At 66.6% G+C, this 17188-nt stretch carries 14 protein-coding genes; 10 read left to right on the top strand and 4 right to left on the bottom strand.

Annotation, left to right across the window (positions count from 1 at the left end):
• Positions 1-90: 90 nt before the first annotated feature.
• Complete coding sequence (locus AC1D0A_RS06280; RefSeq protein ID WP_476943429.1) at positions 91-933, top strand: lysophospholipid acyltransferase family protein; 843 nt, start codon at positions 91-93, stop codon at positions 931-933.
• 84 nt (positions 934-1017) lie between these two features.
• Positions 1018-2412 carry a class II 3-deoxy-7-phosphoheptulonate synthase gene (locus AC1D0A_RS06285; protein ID WP_243179595.1) on the top strand — a complete coding sequence of 465 codons (1395 nt, stop codon included), beginning with the start codon at positions 1018-1020 and terminating at the stop codon, positions 2410-2412.
• 145 nt (positions 2413-2557) lie between these two features.
• Here the strand turns inward: AC1D0A_RS06285 and AC1D0A_RS06290 are convergent, their stop codons facing one another.
• Both AC1D0A_RS06290 and AC1D0A_RS06295 read right to left on the bottom strand, forming a co-directional pair.
• Positions 2558-4714 carry a Stk1 family PASTA domain-containing Ser/Thr kinase gene (locus AC1D0A_RS06290; protein WP_476945397.1) on the bottom strand — a complete coding sequence of 719 codons (2157 nt, stop codon included), beginning with the start codon at positions 4712-4714 and terminating at the stop codon, positions 2558-2560.
• Positions 4715-4835: 121 nt separating this feature from the next.
• Positions 4836-6230: a lytic transglycosylase gene (locus AC1D0A_RS06295; RefSeq protein WP_476945398.1), complete on the bottom strand. Its 1395-nt coding sequence runs from the start codon at positions 6228-6230 to the stop codon at positions 4836-4838.
• A 307-nt stretch (positions 6231-6537) separates the two neighbouring features.
• On the opposite strand from AC1D0A_RS06295, the gene AC1D0A_RS06300 reads away from it, so the two are divergent.
• Positions 6538-6891, top strand: coding sequence for an Rv2175c family DNA-binding protein (locus tag AC1D0A_RS06300; protein ID WP_026266238.1), 354 nt, complete (start codon positions 6538-6540; stop codon positions 6889-6891).
• A gap of 152 nt (positions 6892-7043) precedes the next feature.
• Here AC1D0A_RS06300 and AC1D0A_RS06305 read toward each other — a convergent pair whose 3' ends face one another.
• Entirely contained in the window at positions 7044-8138 is a 1095-nt protein-coding gene (locus AC1D0A_RS06305; RefSeq protein WP_028275891.1) for a polyprenyl synthetase family protein, read from the bottom strand.
• Positions 8135-8662 (bottom strand): RodZ family helix-turn-helix domain-containing protein, encoded by a 528-nt coding sequence (locus AC1D0A_RS06310; protein WP_028275890.1) that lies wholly within the window; start codon positions 8660-8662, stop codon positions 8135-8137. The genes AC1D0A_RS06305 and AC1D0A_RS06310 overlap by 4 nt, the downstream gene beginning before the upstream one ends.
• Before the next feature lie 115 nt (positions 8663-8777).
• Here AC1D0A_RS06310 and dinB point away from each other — a divergent pair, with 115 nt between their 5' ends.
• The 7 genes from dinB (at position 8778) to AC1D0A_RS06345 (ending at position 17183) form a co-directional block, all read left to right on the top strand.
• Entirely contained in the window at positions 8778-10034 is a 1257-nt protein-coding gene (dinB, locus tag AC1D0A_RS06315; RefSeq protein ID WP_476945399.1) for a DNA polymerase IV, read from the top strand.
• A 293-nt stretch (positions 10035-10327) separates the two neighbouring features.
• Positions 10328-10699, top strand: coding sequence for a DUF3040 domain-containing protein (locus tag AC1D0A_RS06320; protein ID WP_243179532.1), 372 nt, complete (start codon positions 10328-10330; stop codon positions 10697-10699).
• Between the two features lie 435 nt (positions 10700-11134).
• On the top strand, positions 11135-11563 hold the full coding sequence (gene mraZ, locus AC1D0A_RS06325) for a division/cell wall cluster transcriptional repressor MraZ (protein WP_028275887.1): 429 nt from the start codon (positions 11135-11137) through the stop codon (positions 11561-11563).
• A 225-nt stretch (positions 11564-11788) separates the two neighbouring features.
• On the top strand, positions 11789-12787 hold the full coding sequence (rsmH, locus tag AC1D0A_RS06330; protein WP_476945400.1) for a 16S rRNA (cytosine(1402)-N(4))-methyltransferase RsmH: 999 nt from the start codon (positions 11789-11791) through the stop codon (positions 12785-12787).
• Positions 12784-13482 (top strand): cell division protein FtsL, encoded by a 699-nt coding sequence (gene ftsL, locus AC1D0A_RS06335; RefSeq protein ID WP_476945401.1) that lies wholly within the window; start codon positions 12784-12786, stop codon positions 13480-13482. Before rsmH ends, ftsL begins: the two co-directional genes overlap by 4 nt.
• 41 nt (positions 13483-13523) lie before the next feature.
• Positions 13524-15326: a peptidoglycan D,D-transpeptidase FtsI family protein gene (locus tag AC1D0A_RS06340; protein ID WP_476945402.1), complete on the top strand. Its 1803-nt coding sequence runs from the start codon at positions 13524-13526 to the stop codon at positions 15324-15326.
• 195 nt (positions 15327-15521) lie between these two features.
• Positions 15522-17183 (top strand): UDP-N-acetylmuramoyl-L-alanyl-D-glutamate--2,6-diaminopimelate ligase, encoded by a 1662-nt coding sequence (locus AC1D0A_RS06345; RefSeq protein ID WP_243179528.1) that lies wholly within the window; start codon positions 15522-15524, stop codon positions 17181-17183.
• Positions 17184-17188: the final 5 nt, after the last annotated feature.

Raw genomic sequence — 17188 nt, forward strand, 5'->3', positions numbered from 1 at the left:
CGCCAAAACTCACTAGAGTAAGGTGTCCATTGAAGCCTGGCCGGACCCGGTTCGGGCCGCAGGCCAGACGCCTTCCGGAGAGGTTACCGAGTGTTTTATTGGTTCATGAAGACGTTTGTCCTGGGGCCGGTGCTCAGGCTGCTGTTCCGGCCCTGGGTCAAGGGCCTTGACAACGTCCCTGCTGAGGGCGCCGCGATCCTTGCCTCGAACCACCTCTCCTTCTCGGATTCCATCTTCATGCCGGTCATGGTGCCGCGGCCGGTGGCGTTCCTGGCGAAATCCGAATACTTCACCGGCACCGGGATCAAGGGCAGGCTGACCGCAGCCTTCTTCCGGCTCACCAACCAGCTCCCCATGGACCGGTCCGGGGGCGCTGCGTCCGCGCAGTCGCTGAACGCCGGCATGGACGTGCTCAAGAAGGGTTCCCTCCTGGGCATCTACCCCGAGGGGACCCGGAGCCCCGACGGGCGCCTCTACCGCGGCAAGGTGGGGGTTGCGCGCCTTGCGCTGCAGGCCCGTGTTCCGGTCGTCCCGGTGGCAATGATCGGAACGGACAAAGTCCAGCCGATCGGCAAGCGCGTGCCCAACATCCGCCGCATCGGCATGATCTTTGGCGAACCGCTCGACTTCAGCCGCTACTACGGCATGGAGGATGACCGGCTGATCCAGCGTTCAGTGACCGACGAGATCATGTACGAACTCATGCGCCTCTCCGGCCAGGAATACGTGGATGAGTACGCCGCCGTCGTAAAGCTCCGCCTGGCGGGCAAAGCGCAGGACGCGGCCCCGGACAGAACCCTTGCGGGCCCTGACGCGGTGCAGGATGCGGCCGCCGGCAATACCCCGAACGAAGCCCCAAACACGGCCCCACCGGAAACCCCGAATGAAACCGCTGCCGGGGACGCGGGGCCGGAGGTTCCCGGCCCCGCATGAGCGGGCCACGGGCGCCATATGACGGCAGCCGGGCTGTCAATGACAGGCAGGGCCCCCGAACCTTGATGGGACTACTATCCTTAGATAGTGACCGAGCTATCTGAGAAACCAGTTTCCCCGCTGACCAGCACCGCCCAGAGCGGAGCCGCCAACTATCCCGGACTGGACAACTGGCGGGAGCTCCCGGCCTCGCAGCAGCCCACCTGGTCGGACCCGGCTGTGTTCGAGGCGTCCGTCAAGGAACTTTCCGTCCTCCCGCCCCTCGTGTTCGCCGGCGAAGTGGACATCCTTCGCGAACGGCTCGCCGCCGCCGCGCAGGGCAAGGCGTTCCTGCTCCAGGGCGGCGACTGCGCCGAGACCTTCGAAGCCGCGACGGCGGACAAGATCAGCGCCCGCGTCCGGACCATCCTGCAGATGGCCGTTGTCCTGACCTACGGCGCGGCCATGCCCGTCATCAAGATGGGCCGCATGGCTGGCCAGTTCGCCAAGCCCCGCTCCTCCAACGATGAAACGCGCGAGGGCGTCACCCTCCCGGCCTACCGGGGCGACATCGTCAACGGCTACGATTTCACGCCCGAGTCCCGCGCCCACGACGCCGGCCGGATGCTCAAGGCCTACCACACCTCCGCTTCGACGCTGAACCTGATCCGCGCCTTCACCCAGGGCGGTTTCGCGGACCTGCGCCTGGTGCACCAGTGGAACAAGGGCTTCACCGAGAACCCGGCCCACGCCCGCTACGAGTCCCTGGCCCGGGACATCGACCGCGCCATCAAGTTCATGGCCTCCTGCGGTGCCGATTTCGAGGCCCTGAAGCGGGTGGAATTCTACGCGAGCCACGAGGCCCTGCTGCTGGACTACGAGCGCGCCCTGACCCGCATCGACTCGCGCACGGGGCTGCCCTACGACACCTCCGCGCACTTCCTCTGGATCGGGGAGCGGACCCGCGAGCTGGACCACGCACACGTCGACTTCCTCTCCCGGGTCCGCAACCCGATCGGCGTCAAGCTCGGCCCGTCGACCAGCGGCGACGACGCCCTGCGCCTGATCGACAAGCTGGATCCGAACCGGGAGCCCGGCCGGCTCACCTTCATCACCCGCATGGGTGCGGGCAACATCCGCGAGAAGCTGCCGGCGATCGTCGAACGCGTCACCGCCTCCGGGGCCCAGGTCCTTTGGGTCACCGACCCCATGCACGGGAACACGGTCACCTCGCCCAACGGCTACAAGACCCGCAATTTCGACGACGTCATTGATGAAGTGCGCGGATTCTTCGAAGTCCACCACGCGCTCGGCACCGTTCCCGGCGGCCTGCACGTGGAGATGACGGGTGACGACGTCGCCGAGTGCCTCGGCGGAGCAGACCCGATCGACCAGGAAGCCTTCCTGGACCGCTACGAGTCCGTCTGCGATCCGCGCCTGAACCACATGCAGTCGCTCGAGATGGCGTTCCTGGTGGCCGGAGCGCTCTCCAAGCGCTGACGCACTGATGGACAGAACGCGTCTGGCGGAACGCATTCCGACAGAACGTTTCCCACAGAACGCGTTCTGACAAAGAGCTCCGCCCGGCTACAGCAGCCGGGCGGAGCTTTCTTGTGCGACGGCAGGGGCCGGAGCGGGGTGCCGGTCAGACGACGGTGAGCGTGACGGTCGAGCCTTCCGGGGCCTTCGTGTCCACGGGATTCTGGTCCCGGACCGTGCCGAAGAAACCGCCGAGGATGTTATCGACCTGGACCTTGAAGCCGAGTTTCTCAAGGGCTTCCTGGGCCTCCGAGGCCTGCTTGCCGATGAAGCTGGGCACCTCGACGAGCTTCGGGCCCTTCGAGATGGTCAAGGTGACGGTGCCGCCCTTGGTCAGGTTGCCGGAGGCCGGGTCCTGCGCCAGCACCGCGCCCTCGGGGACATTCCTGTCATTGACTGCTTCCGGGGCCACCACGGCCTTCAGGCCTGCATCTTCAAGGGCCTTTACAGCGGTGTCCTGCGCCTGCCCGCGGACATCCGGGACCGGGATGGGCTGGGGGCCCTTCGAGACGGTCAGGCCCACGGGCGTCCCGTGCCTGACCGGGTTGCCGCTGCGCGGAGCCTGGGCAAGGACGGTTCCGGCCGGCGCCTTCTCGTCGAAGGTCTCGGTGATCGGGCCCAGAGCCATCTGGGCGCCGTTGAGCGTGGTCTTGGCCTCGCCCAGGCTCTTGCCGGCCAGTTCCGGCAGCGGGAACAGCTCCGGGCCCTTGGAGACGGCCAGCGACACCGGCTGGAACTTGCGGATGACCTCTCCGGCGGTCGGCTCCGAGCCGACCACGAGCCCGGGCGAGACGTCGTCGTCGAAGACATCCTTCACGGTGGATTGGAAGCCGGCGGTGCGGAGCAGGTCCTGGGCCTCGGCAACGGTCTTGTTCGCCACCGGGGGAATCGTTCCCGGCGACCCGGGACCCATGCCGAAGAACCAGCCGGCGACGGCGGCGAGCAGCGCCGCGACGACGAGGAGGACGATCCACAGCAAGCCGCGGCGCCGGGGGTTGCCCTCGTGCAGCGTCCTGGTGGGCGTGGCGGCGGCGCGCTGGCGTGCCTTCTCCTCGTCCCGGTCCAGCTTGCGCTGGGCGCGTTTGCTGGGGGCAACCGCGCTCTCCGGCGGGCCGTCATACCCGGCGCCGTCGTAGGCCGCCTCGTCCGGGGTGGACAACGGTCCGTAGGCCGGACGCCGCGGGGCACCGGACATCACGGTGGTCGGGTTGCCGCCGGTGCGGGAAATCATCTCGGTGGGCCGGGCTAGGCTGCCGTATACCTCAGTCTGCAACTCCGTGGGCATTCCGGTGGGCGGCAGCACGTGGGCCGTTGCCTGCGCGTCCGACGCCGGACCGGTACCGCCTGGCGGCCGGGTTGGCGGTGCTGCTACGGCCGGCAGGGTGCTGCGAGCCGCCGGCGGCTGGAGGTCGAGTTCGGCGTCGCTGAGGTTGGTCCTGATGTGCCGGAGCTCGGACAACAGGGCGCTGCCGTCGACGGGGCGCTTGTCCGGGTCCCGGTCCGTGCACCACTGGACGAGTTCGTCGATCTCCTCAGCCAGCCCGGGCACCTCCAGCGAAGGCGCTGCGACGGTGGAATTGACGTGCTGGTAGGCGACCTGGATGGGCACGTCGCCTTCGAACGGCTGCCGGCCCGTGACCATTTCGTAAAGCATGATCCCGACCGAATAGATGTCGCTGCGGGCATCTGCCTGTTTGCCCAGGACAAGTTCGGGGGAGATGTAGGCGACGGTCCCGATCAGGGCGCCCGTGCTGGTGGACGTCGAGATAGCGCGGGCCAGGCCGAAGTCGCCGAGCTTGATCCGCCCGTCGTCGGCGATCAGGACGTTTTCGGGCTTGATGTCCCGGTGGATCATTCCGGCGGCGTGCGCGGCGCCGAGGCCTTCGACGACCGGATCGATCAGCGCCAGGGCCAGCCGCGGCGACAGGGCGCCCTTGTCATTGAGGACATCCCGCAGCGTGTGGCCCTTGATGAACTCCATGACCAGATAGGCGAGCCGGCCGTCTTCGCCCTGATCCAGGACGCCCACGACGTGCGGGTGGGAGAGCCGGGCTGCAGCCTTGGCTTCGCGGCCCAGCCGATCGAGGAACTGCGGGTCGTCGGCCAGATGGGGATGGAGCACCTTCAGCGCGACATCACGCTCAAGGCGCTGGTCCGTGGCGAGGTACACGGTGGACATCCCGCCGCGAGCAAGCCTGGATCGAACCTGGTAGCGGTTGTCCACCAGGTTCCCTACGAGAGCATCCGACACGTATTCCTGCACCCTACAATCGTAGTCGCTGGACAGAAACGGGCCCGAATCAACATGCGATCCGGGCCCGTAGCGTCACGCTCCGCCGAAAGGGAGCCTGTGCTGGAGTCTGTAGTTGGCCGAACGGCCGGGTTTAGCCGAACAGCTGCCGGTTGGCCTTGATGGCGGCGACGTAGCCCTTGGTGTCCTCGAACATGCCGTTCTGGCTCACCGAGTACTGGCCCTGGTAGTAGCCGGCGATTGCGGTGTCCACATCCGGGCTCGTGCGGACCAACTGGCGGATGATCGCGATGCCTGCCGTGGCGTTGTCGTACGGATCGAGCAGGTTCAGCTTGCGGCCCACCAGATCGGAGGCCCATTCGCCGGAGGACGGGATGACCTGCATGGTGCCGATCGCGTTGGCCGGTGACACGGCACGCTGGTCGAAGCCGGATTCCTGGAAGGCAAAGGCCAGTGCAAGGCTGGCGTCCACGCCCATGCGCCGGGCCGTGTCCGCCACGATCGACTTCATCTGCTGGCGGGTGGGTACCGGGGAGGCGTTGAGCAGCGCCTTGTTCTGGTTGGCCGAGCTGACCACCGCGGCCGGGTAGCTGAACCCGAGGAACGTGCTGGGCACGAGGGGCGTGGTGGGGGCAGGCGTGCTTGATGCCGGTGCGATGGTCGACGCGCCGGGGATGACGAGCTTCTGGCCGGGGTAGATGATGCTCGACATTGTCAGCCGGTTGGCCGACAGGACGTCCGAGAGCCTGACACCGTTGCGGGCCGCGATGCCGGAGAGGGTGTCGCCGGCCCTGATGGTGTAGGAGCCGGAACTGGCGGGCGCGGGCGCCGACGGCTTGGGTGCGGAGGTGGCCACGGGTGCGGAGGTGGCCGGCGTGCTGGAACCGCCGCCGACCTTGACCGTCTGGCCGGGATAGATCACGGAGCTCATCCCGAGCCCGTTCCACTTGAAGATCTCGGAAAGACCAACGCCGTGGCGGCTGGCGATGGCGCTCAGGGTGTCGCCGGACTTGACGACGTACACGCTGCCGCCGCCCGAGGCGGGCGTTGCCGGCGTCGATTTCGCCGGTGCGGACGGTTTGGGCGCTGCCGGCGCCGGCGTCGAGCCCGTGAGCTTGATCTTCTGCCCCGGGTAGATGATCGTGTTCGGCTGCAGGTTGTTCAGCTTGAGCACGGCAAACGTGTCCAGGCCGTAGCGGCCGGCAATGGCACTGATGGTGTCGCCGCGGGCGATCGTGTAGGCGGCCGGAGCGGAGGCCTGCGCGGGCCGCAAGGCGCTCGGCAGCGTCACCGGGACGGAGGCGGCCGGGATCACTGCCGCCTTCAGGGATGTCGCCGCGTCAGCCTTCGCCTGGGCACGCATGGCGGCCGCGAGCGTTGCCGGGACCGAGCGCACCCGCGATTCGGCTGCGGCAGGCTGGGCGATCGCCAGGGAGGAAAGCACGACGGCGGGAAGCGCCGCCGTCGTCGCCGCGATGAGCGGCAGGCTGCGCCCCGGACGGAGCTGTGGCGAACGTGAGGTTGTCATTGGAAAGATCCTCTTCTCAGCGGCAACGCTGCGGTCAGGCCGGTAGAACTGGTGTTACCAGTGTGACAAAAGTTATTTCTGTTACAAATGTGATCTATGTGAATCTCTCATGAATTGGCAATTAGCACAAGAACCGTTTGACATTCCGCAAACCCGTTTCCGGTGGAGTGTCGCCCGAAAGTCGTTCCACGGGAGTCCCTGGTGAAGCCTGGCGGCATTCCGGCGCGGCGGGACCGACCATGGCCGCAGCGTGAATTCTGCGGATGCCGACTAGGCGGCGGGGCACCGCCCGTGGCAATCTTTATGCGTGAGTAATGTAGAAAGCCTCGTGGGCGAATGGCTGCCCCTGCCCGATGTCGCACAGCTTCTGAACGTATCTATCACCAAGGTCCATGCATTGCTGGACGAGCGTGCGCTGGCGGCCGTGAGAATCGGCGACCGGCGCATTCGGTCCGTGCCTGCGGCTTTCATCCAGGACGGGCATGCGGTGGAGAGCCTGAAAGGCACCATTGTTGTTCTCTCAGACGCCGGATACTCGGATGAGGAACTGATCAACTGGCTCTTTACGCCGGACGATTCCCTCCGCGGCCGGCCCATTGACGCCCTGCGGGAAGGTCGCAAGACCGAAATTCGCCGCAGGGCACAATCACTGGCCTGGTAAAAGCACACCGGCAGCAACTGCGCCGGCAGCATCCCCCGGACGTGCCATCACGGGCCGTGCACAGCGCAAGCGCAGTGCACGGCCCGCCGCGTTTCAAGGCACCTCTTAAAAGGCGTTACCGGTTAAAAGGCGTTACCGGCGTGAGGGCAGGGTTAAGCCGCGCGGCTGACCGTGGCTTCTGCCAGCCTGCGGAGCGCGGTTTTGGGCAGCTCCTGAAGCGGCAACAGGTCCAGGGCAGCGAAGGCGGCCTTGCCGAACTCCTCGATGAGCACTTCCGTGGCCTGGAGCGCGCCGCAGTCCACGATGATCCGCCGGATCTCCTCGATGTCCGCATCCCCGAGATCGGGGCTGCCCAGCTTGGCGTCGATGAACTCTGATTCGGCCGCCGAGGCCTGGTCCAGGGCGAAGGCCACCAGGACCGTGCGCTTGCCCTCACGGAGATCGTCCCCGGCAGGTTTGCCGGTGGTGACGGGGTCACCGAAGACGCCAAGGACATCGTCCCGCAGTTGGAACGCCTCGCCGAGCGGCAGGGCGAAGGCGGAATAGCCGCGCAGCAGCTCGTCGCCGGCGCCAGCCAGGGCGCCGCCGAGGGCGAGCGGGTGTTCAGTGGAGTATTTGGCCGACTTGAACCGGATGATGGACTGGGCCCGGCTGACGGCCCCCGCACGGTCCCGCCGGGGCCCGGCGACCTCTTCCAGGATGTCGAGGTACTGCCCGGCCATGACTTCTGCGCGCATGAGGTTGAAGATCAGCCGTGCCGGGCTGCCGGAGGCGGCACGGTGTCCGATCTCCGTGAACGATTCCTCGCTGAAGGACAGGCAGAGATCCCCGGTCAGGATCGCTGCCGCATGGCCGAACCGCTCGCTGTCCAGCGCCCAGCCCTGGGCCTCGTGCAATTCAATGAACCTGCGGTGGACGCTGGGTCCGCCCCGGCGGGTGTCCGAGCGGTCAATGATGTCATCGTGGATCAGGGCCGCGGCCTGGAACAGCTCCAGGGCCGAGCCGGCCGTGACCACCTCGGCCGCGCCGGCTTCTCCGCCGGCGCCGCGCCATCCCCAGTAGCACATGAGCGCCCGCAGGCGCTTTCCGCCCGTGACCAGGTTTGAGATCGAGCCCATGAGCGGATCGATGTCCTGGGAGATCGAGGCCATGATGGCCTGGCGGCTGGTCAGGAACTCGGTGAGCTTGCCGGCGACGGCGGCCACGTAATCCGCCTGCTCGAGCCGCAGCTGTTCGGCGAGACTCACTTGACGGACTCGGCAGCGACGTTCGCACCGATCGTGAACGTGGACACCCCTGTTGTCTGCATGACGGAGATGTTCACGGTTTCGTTGTCCCCGCGCAGGAAGTCCTTGGACGGCAGGGCGCCGACGGTTTCCCCGGGTACGGGCTTGAAGCCCTGCGCCTGCAGCCCCTTGGCGTAGAAAGCCAGGACATCGGCGGCCGGGGCGGTGATGCTGCCGACCAGTGCCGCGGTTGCCGGCACCGTGGTTTTGTCGAAGCTGCTGGAGACCACCTGGGCTCCGGGCATCAGCGGCAGGAGTTTCTGCGGGAAGCCGGGCACGAGGGCGCCGACCGTGGCTGACGTGCCGGGCTCCGCGGAAGGGCTGGGGGGAGCCGTGGTGGAGGACTGCGCAGAGGCGTCCGGGGTCGACGCCGGCGACGCCGCCGGGCTCCCGGTGCCGGCAGGCGTGCATGCGGCCAAGGCCAATAGCGCGCCAGCCGCCGCGATGGCGGCTGCGGCACGTTTGCGCTGTCCAAATACCTTCACAGGGACTTTCCTCCTGGGGTTGAAGCGGAATCAGCCTCCAGTTTAGTCAGTCCCCGGGCATAGGATTGAAGACGTGGGGCCGGACGCAGAGAATCAGCAGGGAGCGCAGAGGAATATGCACCCCAACGGGCCCTCGAATGCGCAGCCCCAGATCCAGCCCGCCGGCAGCCTGGGCGGGGAGTCCCTGCTGGAACTGCGGCGCAGCAGCATCATGCACGTGGACATGGACGCCTTCTTTGTCTCCGTGGAGTTGCGCAGCCGGCCTGAGCTGAAGGGAAAGCCCGTGATCGTGGGCTACCCCGCGGACCGCTCCGTGGTGCTCTCCGCGTCCTATGAGGCCCGCGCCTTCGGCGTCAGATCGGCGATGCCCATGGTGGTGGCGGCGCGGATGTGCCCCTCGGCTGTCATCATCGAGCCCCGCCACAAGCTGTACTACGAAGTGTCCGGCCAGATCATGGCAATCTTTGGTTCCATCACCGACCTCGTCGAGCCGCTCAGCGTGGATGAGGCGTTCCTGGACGTCGGGGGAGCCATCCGGAGGCTCGGGCCGCCACGGGAGATTGGCGAACTCATCCGGGCCTGCGTGTTCCGGGAGCTGGGCATCACGGCATCAGTGGGCATCGCCGCCAGCAAGTTTGTGGCCAAGATCGCGTCCACCCGCTGCAAACCGGACGGACTGCTGCTGATCCGGCCGGAGGAAACCGTCCCCTACCTGCACAGCCTTCCTGTCAGTGCGCTCTGGGGAGTCGGCGGCAAGACCGTGGAGGTGCTGGCCCGCCGGGGCATCAGGACGGTGGCGGACGTCGCCGCGTCGCCGCTGCCCTCGCTGCGCAAGCTGCTGGGCGCATCGGGGGAGCATGTCTACCGGCTCTCCTGGGGCATCGATCCACGGCCCGTGACGCCGGTCCGCCTGGAAAAGAGCATTGGTGCCGAGGAGACGTTCACCACTGACACCGCGGATGACGCGCTGCTTCACAGGGAGCTGCTGCGCCTTTCGCACCGGACGGCGGAGCGCCTCCGCAGTGCCGGCATGCACGCCCGTACCGTGGCGCTCAAGCTGCGCTACGCCGACTTTTCCACTATTACCCGCAGCCGCACCGTGAGCACACCGATCGACAGCGCCCAACTCCTGTACGCGGTGGCAGTGCAGCTCCTGGAATCGGTGGGTGAGCGGCCCATGACGGTCCGGCTGGTCGGCATCCGCGCCGAGCAGCTGGAAGAGGCCGCCGATGCCCCGCTTCAGCTCAGTCTTGACCGCCGGGACGACAACTGGCGGGCCGCCGAACAAGCCCTCGATGCTGTCACCCGGAAGTTCGGTAACAAGTCAGTCCTTCCGGCCCGGCTCCTGGATTCCGGGGGCGCCACCGAGTAAGCCCGGCAGGAACCCCGGCGGGCCGCCCGTTCCCAAGGGTTCCGGCGGCGAAAGGGCCTTAAGACTGTCTTTCAGAACAGGCCGCAACAATCTATCCTTATTAATACCTAGGTTTAGGACTACTGGATCGACCGTTCGGGCGACCTGGCCAGCTGAGACCGGCGCGGGAGAGCTGAATTGACCCCTTTTCACCAATGGCGGTGACGGGGGAACCACTTCGGAATCCCGGGCGTTAGGGAATTAGGGCAATGGCCACGTCATGCCCGGACGTTGGCAGACTTGAGGAGGTCGTGATGCCGCTCTCGGAACACGAACAGAAGTTGCTGGAGCAACTTGAGAAGCAGCTGCATGAGGACGACCCAAAGTTTGCAAGCTCAATGGGATCGGTCCCCGGACGCTCATGGTCCACCCGCCACCTTGTCATCGGCGTGCTCGCGACTCTCGCGGGCGTGCTGCTGTTATTGGTCGGGGTGTCGATGCAAAACATCTTTATCGGGGTCCTCGGCTTTGTTGTGATGGGCGCCGGCGTCTATTTCGCCACGATGCGCAGTTCTGCGGTCGGCAAGGCCAGGGCAGCCGGCGGACGCAAGCAGGGCAAGCCCAGGAGTTCGTTCATGAGCAACCTCGAGCAGCGCTGGGACGAACGGCACGGGGGCGAGTCCTAAACCGCTCAGTGACGGCCCCGTAAAGTCCTCCACTTCCCGCCACCGGTCCGCCGGGGAGCGGCGCGAGACCCGCTTCGGCGGGTCTTTCGCCATTTAACGCGGTTATTTCCGGCGCCTTTGCTGCAGCCTTGCTGGAATTTGGCTTCGACGGCGCCGCAAAAGGGACAACCGCACCGAATTATTCGCTCCCGCGCCGGTGCGCCCCGTCAATCGGTGCGGGGCGGGAGGCAAGCAGGCAAAAATCGCTCCACTTTCCCCCACCAGTCCCGATTCCCTGCAAATGCTGGGAAGAAGGGGGATAAACATCCGCAGAATTGTCTAAACATCCCGGGCGTGTCGTTGACTGTGGAGCGATGTGGAGTAATGTGGAGGACGTAAGAGGGTAGTGGCAGCACAGGGGACGTTGGACTTCCTAAGACAGACAGGCGGTGGGCCGTGTTTCTCGGCACACATTCGCCGCGTCTGGATGAAAAAGGTCGAATTATCCTCCCCGCGAAGTTCCGAGAGGAACTTGCCAGCGGGCTGGTTCTCACAAGGGGCCAGGAGCGTTGCATCTACGTCTTCAGTGAGGCGGAATTCGGACGGGTTCACGAGCAGATGCGGGAGGCTCCAATTTCCTCCAAGCAGGCACGTGACTACATCCGTGTTTTCCTCTCTGGAGCCTCGGACGAGGTACCTGACAAGCAGGGGCGCGTGACGATTCCGCCGGCGCTCCGGGAGTATGCAGGTCTTGGCCGGGAACTCGCCGTCATTGGCGCAGGATCCCGGGCAGAGATCTGGGACGCCCAGGCCTGGAATGAGTACCTGGCCGAAAAGGAAACCGCCTTCTCGGAAACAGACGACGCCATCCCGGGGATTCTCTGAACCCCCACTGATCCACCAGCAAACAACGTTCCTTGATCGAGATCTCCAGCCGCCCATCCGGTTGTTGTCCTGGCTCACTTCCCCGGAGCCAGGCCGGCGCAGGATAGGCGCGGATGGGGATCTGGACCAAGGAACGTTGCGTAAGAGCAGTACCAAGCAATCCGCAACCAGCAAAGCGCAACCAGCAAAGCTCAAAGCAAACAAGGCCAACGAAAGGACGAAGGCATGACGGATCCCGACCAGGCGAAGCCGACGTCCGAACGCCATGTACCGGTCCTCAAGGACCGGTGCATCAATTTGTTGGCCCCCGGCATCGAGGCCGCACGGAGCCGCGGTGAGACCCCCGTGGTGATCGACGCGACGCTCGGCATGGGCGGACACTCCGAGGCCCTCCTGCAGCGCTTCCCGGACCTTCACCTGATCGGCATCGACCGCGACGAGGAGGCCCTGGCACTGGCGGGGGCCCGGCTGGCGCCCTTCGAGAACCGGACCGACCTCGTTCACGCCGTCTACGACGAAATCCCGGACGTCCTCGAAGACCTGGGCTTCACCGAAGTCCACGGTGTGCTCATGGACCTCGGCGTATCGTCGCTCCAGCTGGACGAGCGGGAACGCGGCTTCGCCTACTCCTTCGACGCGCCCCTGGACATGCGGATGGACACCAGCCGGGGCCAGACGGCCGCCGACGTCGTCAATAACTACAGCGAAGAAGAACTCGTCCGGATCATCCGGAAGTGGGGCGAAGAGAAGTTCGCCGGCCGCATCGCGAACAGGATCGTGGCCGCGCGCGCCGAAAAGCCCTTCACCACCACCGGCGAACTGGTCGAGCAGATCCGGGCCGTGGTGCCCGCCGGTGCCGCCAAATCCGGCGGCCACCCCGCGAAGCGCACTTTCCAGGCGCTCCGGATCGAGGTCAACGAGGAACTGGACGTCCTCGAGCGCGCCATCCCGGCAGCGATCGAGGCCATCGCCCTCGGCGGCCGCGTGGTGGTCATGTCCTACCACTCCCTGGAAGACAAGATCGTCAAGGGCTTCTTCCAGGCCGGATCGAAGTCCTCGGCGCCGCTCGGCTTCCCGGTCGAGCTCGAAGAGCACAAAGCCGAACTCAAAACCCTGACAAAGGGCACCGAGGTACCCACCGCCGCTGAAATCGCCGAAAACCCCCGCGCAGCTTCCGCCCGGCTGCGCGCCGTCGAACGCATCAAAGCCAGGAGAGCCGCATGAGCACCGCCGCCGTCAACAGCTACCCCGTTGCCCAGGGCGCCACTGCCCGTGCCCTGCCCGGCCTCGACCAGCCCCGCAAGGCACGCACCCCGCTGTCGGTGGTCCGCTCCGTGCCGCGCAAGCGCCGCGCACCGTTCGTGGTGCTCTGCTTCGGACTCCTGGCGATTGCCCTTATGGCCGTGCTGGTCCTGAACATCTCCGTCTCCTCCGCCCAGTACCAGCTGGTCCAGCTCCGCAGTGAACAGACCACACTGACCAAGCAGAACCAGGACCTCACCCAGCAGGTGCAGAACTTCGACGCCCCGCAGAACCTGGCGGCCAAGGCCACGGAGCTGGGCATGGTGGCTTCGGTCGCCAAGGGCCAGATCGACCTCTCCACCCTCAATGTCACCGGTAAGGCCAAGCCGGCCGTCAAGGGTGATGCCCCGGGCGCCGTCATCGCTGCACCGGCCGTCGCCGGGCAGCTCACGGTGGTCCCGCCGGCCACGGAGAACGAACCTCTCGCCCAGCGCAAGGGGCCGGCCACGGAGAACGAGCCTCTCGCCCAGCGCAAGGCGGCAGACACCAAACCGGCGGACACAGACAAGGCGCCGGCAGCTGTGAAGCCCGCACCCGCACCGAAAACCGCCGCCCCCGCCGTGGAACTCCACGGCGGCTCGGTTCCCGCCCCCGCACAGAAGACGCCGGGGCAGTAACGTTCACTGACCACCAGCAAGGCAAGCAGCAAGGACTCACCGTGGCGAAGAACTCCGGCAGGGCAAGCAAGGCGAAAGCCCCAAACCCCACCCGGCGGCTCCGCGTGGGGCTGGGCATCATGCTGGCGCTCCTGCTGGTGGTCGGCGGCAAGCTGTTCATGGTCCAGGGCCTGGACATCGGGGGACTGGCTGAGGCCGCCCTCAACAACCGGCTCACGCCCACCGTGCTGCCCGCGGAGCGCGGCAGCATCCTTGATTCCTCCGGCGCGGTCCTGGCCAGCAGCGTCATCCGCTACAACGTCGTGGTGGACCAGACAGTCAACACCAAGACCGAATCCTTCCGCCGGTTCGAGACCATCAACGGCAAGGACGAACTCGTCAAGGTCACCCGGGACCAGGGCATCTCCGAACTCGCCGCCGTGCTCGGCATGGACCGAGGCACCCTCCGCGATGCCCTGACAGGAACCCAGCGCTACTACATCGTGGCCAAGGACCTGAAGCCGGACATGGAGGACAAGGTGTCCAAGCTGCAGATTCCCGGCATCGTCACCGAAGGCACCAGCAAGCGGGTGTACCCCAACGGCTCCGTGGCCGGCGGAATTGTGGGTTTCCTCAAGGACGGCAGCACCGGACAGGCGGGCCTCGAGCAGACCCAGGACGAGGTACTCAAAGGCACACCGGGCAAGCGGCTGTTTGAAATCGGCGCCGACGGACTGCGCATCCCGGTGGGCGTGGACCAATTGACGCCGGCGGTGAACGGCAAGGACATCAAACTCACGCTGAATTCGGACCTGCAGTACTTTTCCCAGCAGGCCATCCAAAGCCAGAAGGACAAGCTCAGCGCCGAGTGGGGTGTGATTGTGGTCCAGGACGCCAAGACCGGCAACATCGTGGCCATGGCCGATACCGACTCCCCGGATCCGAACGACCCCGGCAAGGTTGCCGCCGAGGACCGCGGGGTCCGGGCCGTCACCGCCGCCTACGAGCCCGGCTCGGTGGAGAAGATGATCACGGCCGCAGCTGCGATCCAGGAAGGAAAGTCCAGCCCGCTGGACAGGTTCACCATTCCACCGACCTACACCGTGGACGGCCAGACCTTCAGCGACGCGTTCGAACACGGCACTGAGCAGCGGACGCTGGCGGGCATTGTCGGCTACTCCATGAACACCGGCACAGTCATGGTGGGCCAGCGACTGAGCAAGGAACAGCGCTATGACTGGCTGCGGAAGTTCGGCATCGGCGATGCCCCCGACGTCGGTCTGCCGGCCGAATCCAAGGGCATCCTGACCCCGGCCGACCAGTGGGACGGGCGCCAGCAATACACCGTGCTCTTCGGCCAGGGCGTCGCCCAAACCACCCTCCAGACCGTCCGGGCCTACCAAAGCATCGCCAACGACGGCGTGATGCTCCAGCCCCGGCTGATCGACAGCTACATCAACCCGGACGGTGCCGAGGAAAAAGTCCCGGCCAAGGCCCCGCAGCAGGTCGTCTCCAAAGAAACCGCCAAACAGGTCCGCGACATCCTTGAGAGCGCCGTAACCGAGGGTGAGATCAAAGAGGCTGCTATCGACGGGTACCGGGTGGGCGCCAAGACCGGCACATCCGAATCACCCTGCGACGACGGCAAATCAGGGTTCTGCGGCTATACAGCCTCCATCATCGGAATGGCGCCCATGGACGATCCGCGGTTTATTGTTGAGGTGGTCCTGCAACGGCCCAAGGGAAGCATCTTCGGAATCACCAACGGACCGGTGTTCCGTTCGGTGATGAGCCAGACGCTGCGCACATTCAACGTCCAGCCCTCCACCGGCGAACCCGCGCGGCTGCCGCAGTACGCCAAGTAGCGCCTGTTCCACCTGGCACCCGGAAATCACCAGCCGACGCCACACCCATTGCCTGCGCGCCGGAGCATTTCCGCGTGCGCAGGTCCCGATCTACCAGTGCCCGATTCATTCAGTGCCAGATTTTTCAGTGCCCGATTCATTCAGTGCCCGATTCATTCAGTGCCCGATCCACTAGCACCACAACGGAGATCCACTTTGTCAGAGCTCACCGACCCCGATGCTTCCGCGCCGTCCGGCCATGACTCCAACCAGGGCTTCCGGCCCACTGCGGTTGCCGCAGTGCCGCTGGCAGCCATTGGCGCGGCGATCGGCGTGGCCGTTCCCGGTGCGTCCGGCTCCGTCCAGGTCACCGGGATATCCCTGAACTCCCGGTCGGTCCGCCCGGGAGACCTGTACGTGGCCCTGCCGGGCGCCACACGGCACGGGGCCGACTTCGTGTCGCAGGCCGTCGACGCCGGCGCCGTGGCGGTCCTGACAGACGACGCCGGGGCGCGCCTGGTGGCCCTGGGCCATGACATCGCCGTCCCGGTGTTGCTGGCCCACGAGCCGCGCAGCGTGGTCGGCCGGCTGTCCGCGCTCATCTACCAGAGCAGGCCCGACGGCGCCGGGGCACCGGCCCTCTTCGGGGTGACAGGCACCAACGGCAAGACCACCACCACCTATTTCATCAATGCCCTGCTGCGGGCGCTGGGCAAGCGGACCGGGCTGATCGGGACGATTGAGATCCTGGCCGGCGGGGAGCCGATCCCGAGCCTGCTGACCACGCCCGAATCCACGGATGTGCACGCGCTGCTGGCGCTCATGCGCGAACGCGGGCTCGATGCCGCCTCCATGGAGGTTTCCTCGCACGCCGTGTCCTTCCACCGCGTCGACGGCGTGGTGTTCGACGTCGCCGGCTTCACGAACCTCACCCAGGACCACCTGGACCTGCACGGGACCATGGAGGAATACTTCCAGACCAAAGCCCGGCTGTTCACGCCGGAACGCGCCCGCGCCGCCGTGGTCACCATCGATGATGACTGGGGCCGCAAGCTCGCGGCCACCGCCGAAATCCCGGTCACGACCCTGGCCACGGCCGGGACCGACGGCGCCGGGCCGGCTGACGCCGACGGGACCGCGGACTGGACCGTTGCCCGGACTGCTCCGCGGGGCCTCGGCTCAGACTTCGTCCTCCGGCACCGCGACGGCGCCGAGCTGCGCGTCCACACGGGCCTGCCGGGCGGCTTCAACGTCGCCAATGCAGCGCTGGCCACAGTGATGGTCCTCGCCGGCGGCCACGAGCCGGCCGCGGTGCAGGCCGCCCTCGACGCCGCGGATCCCTTCACCGTCGCCGTGCCCGGCCGGATGCAGCTCGTATCCACGGCACCGGCCGCCGTGGTGGACTTCGCGCACAACCCCGACGCCCTGGCCCGTGCACTCGAAGCCGTCCGGTCCCCGGAACCCGGATCCAAAGTGATCATCGTTTTCGGCGCCACCGGCCAGCGGGACCAAGGCAAACGCCCCGCGATGGGGGCCATCGCGGCGCGGCTGGCGGACACCGTGATTGTCAGCGACGACGATCCCCACGACGAGGACGCGGCAGCCATCCGCGCGGACGTCCTTGCCGGGGCCCTGGCGGCCAAGGACGACGAAGGCCTGAACTGCACAGTCCTGGAAGTCTTCCCGCGCGACGCCGCCATCCTGAAGGCCGTGGAGCTCGCCGGGGCCGGGGACACCATCCTGGTAGCCGGGCGCGGGCACGAGGTCTGGCAGGAAGTCAAGGGAGTCAACCTGGCACTGGATGACCGGGTGGAGCTTCGGAACGCCTTGACAGCACGGGGATTCACCGTTCTCGAAGACCACCGGATAGAGTCCTAAACCGA

The organism is Arthrobacter sp. P1_D4 (assembly GCF_056406115.1).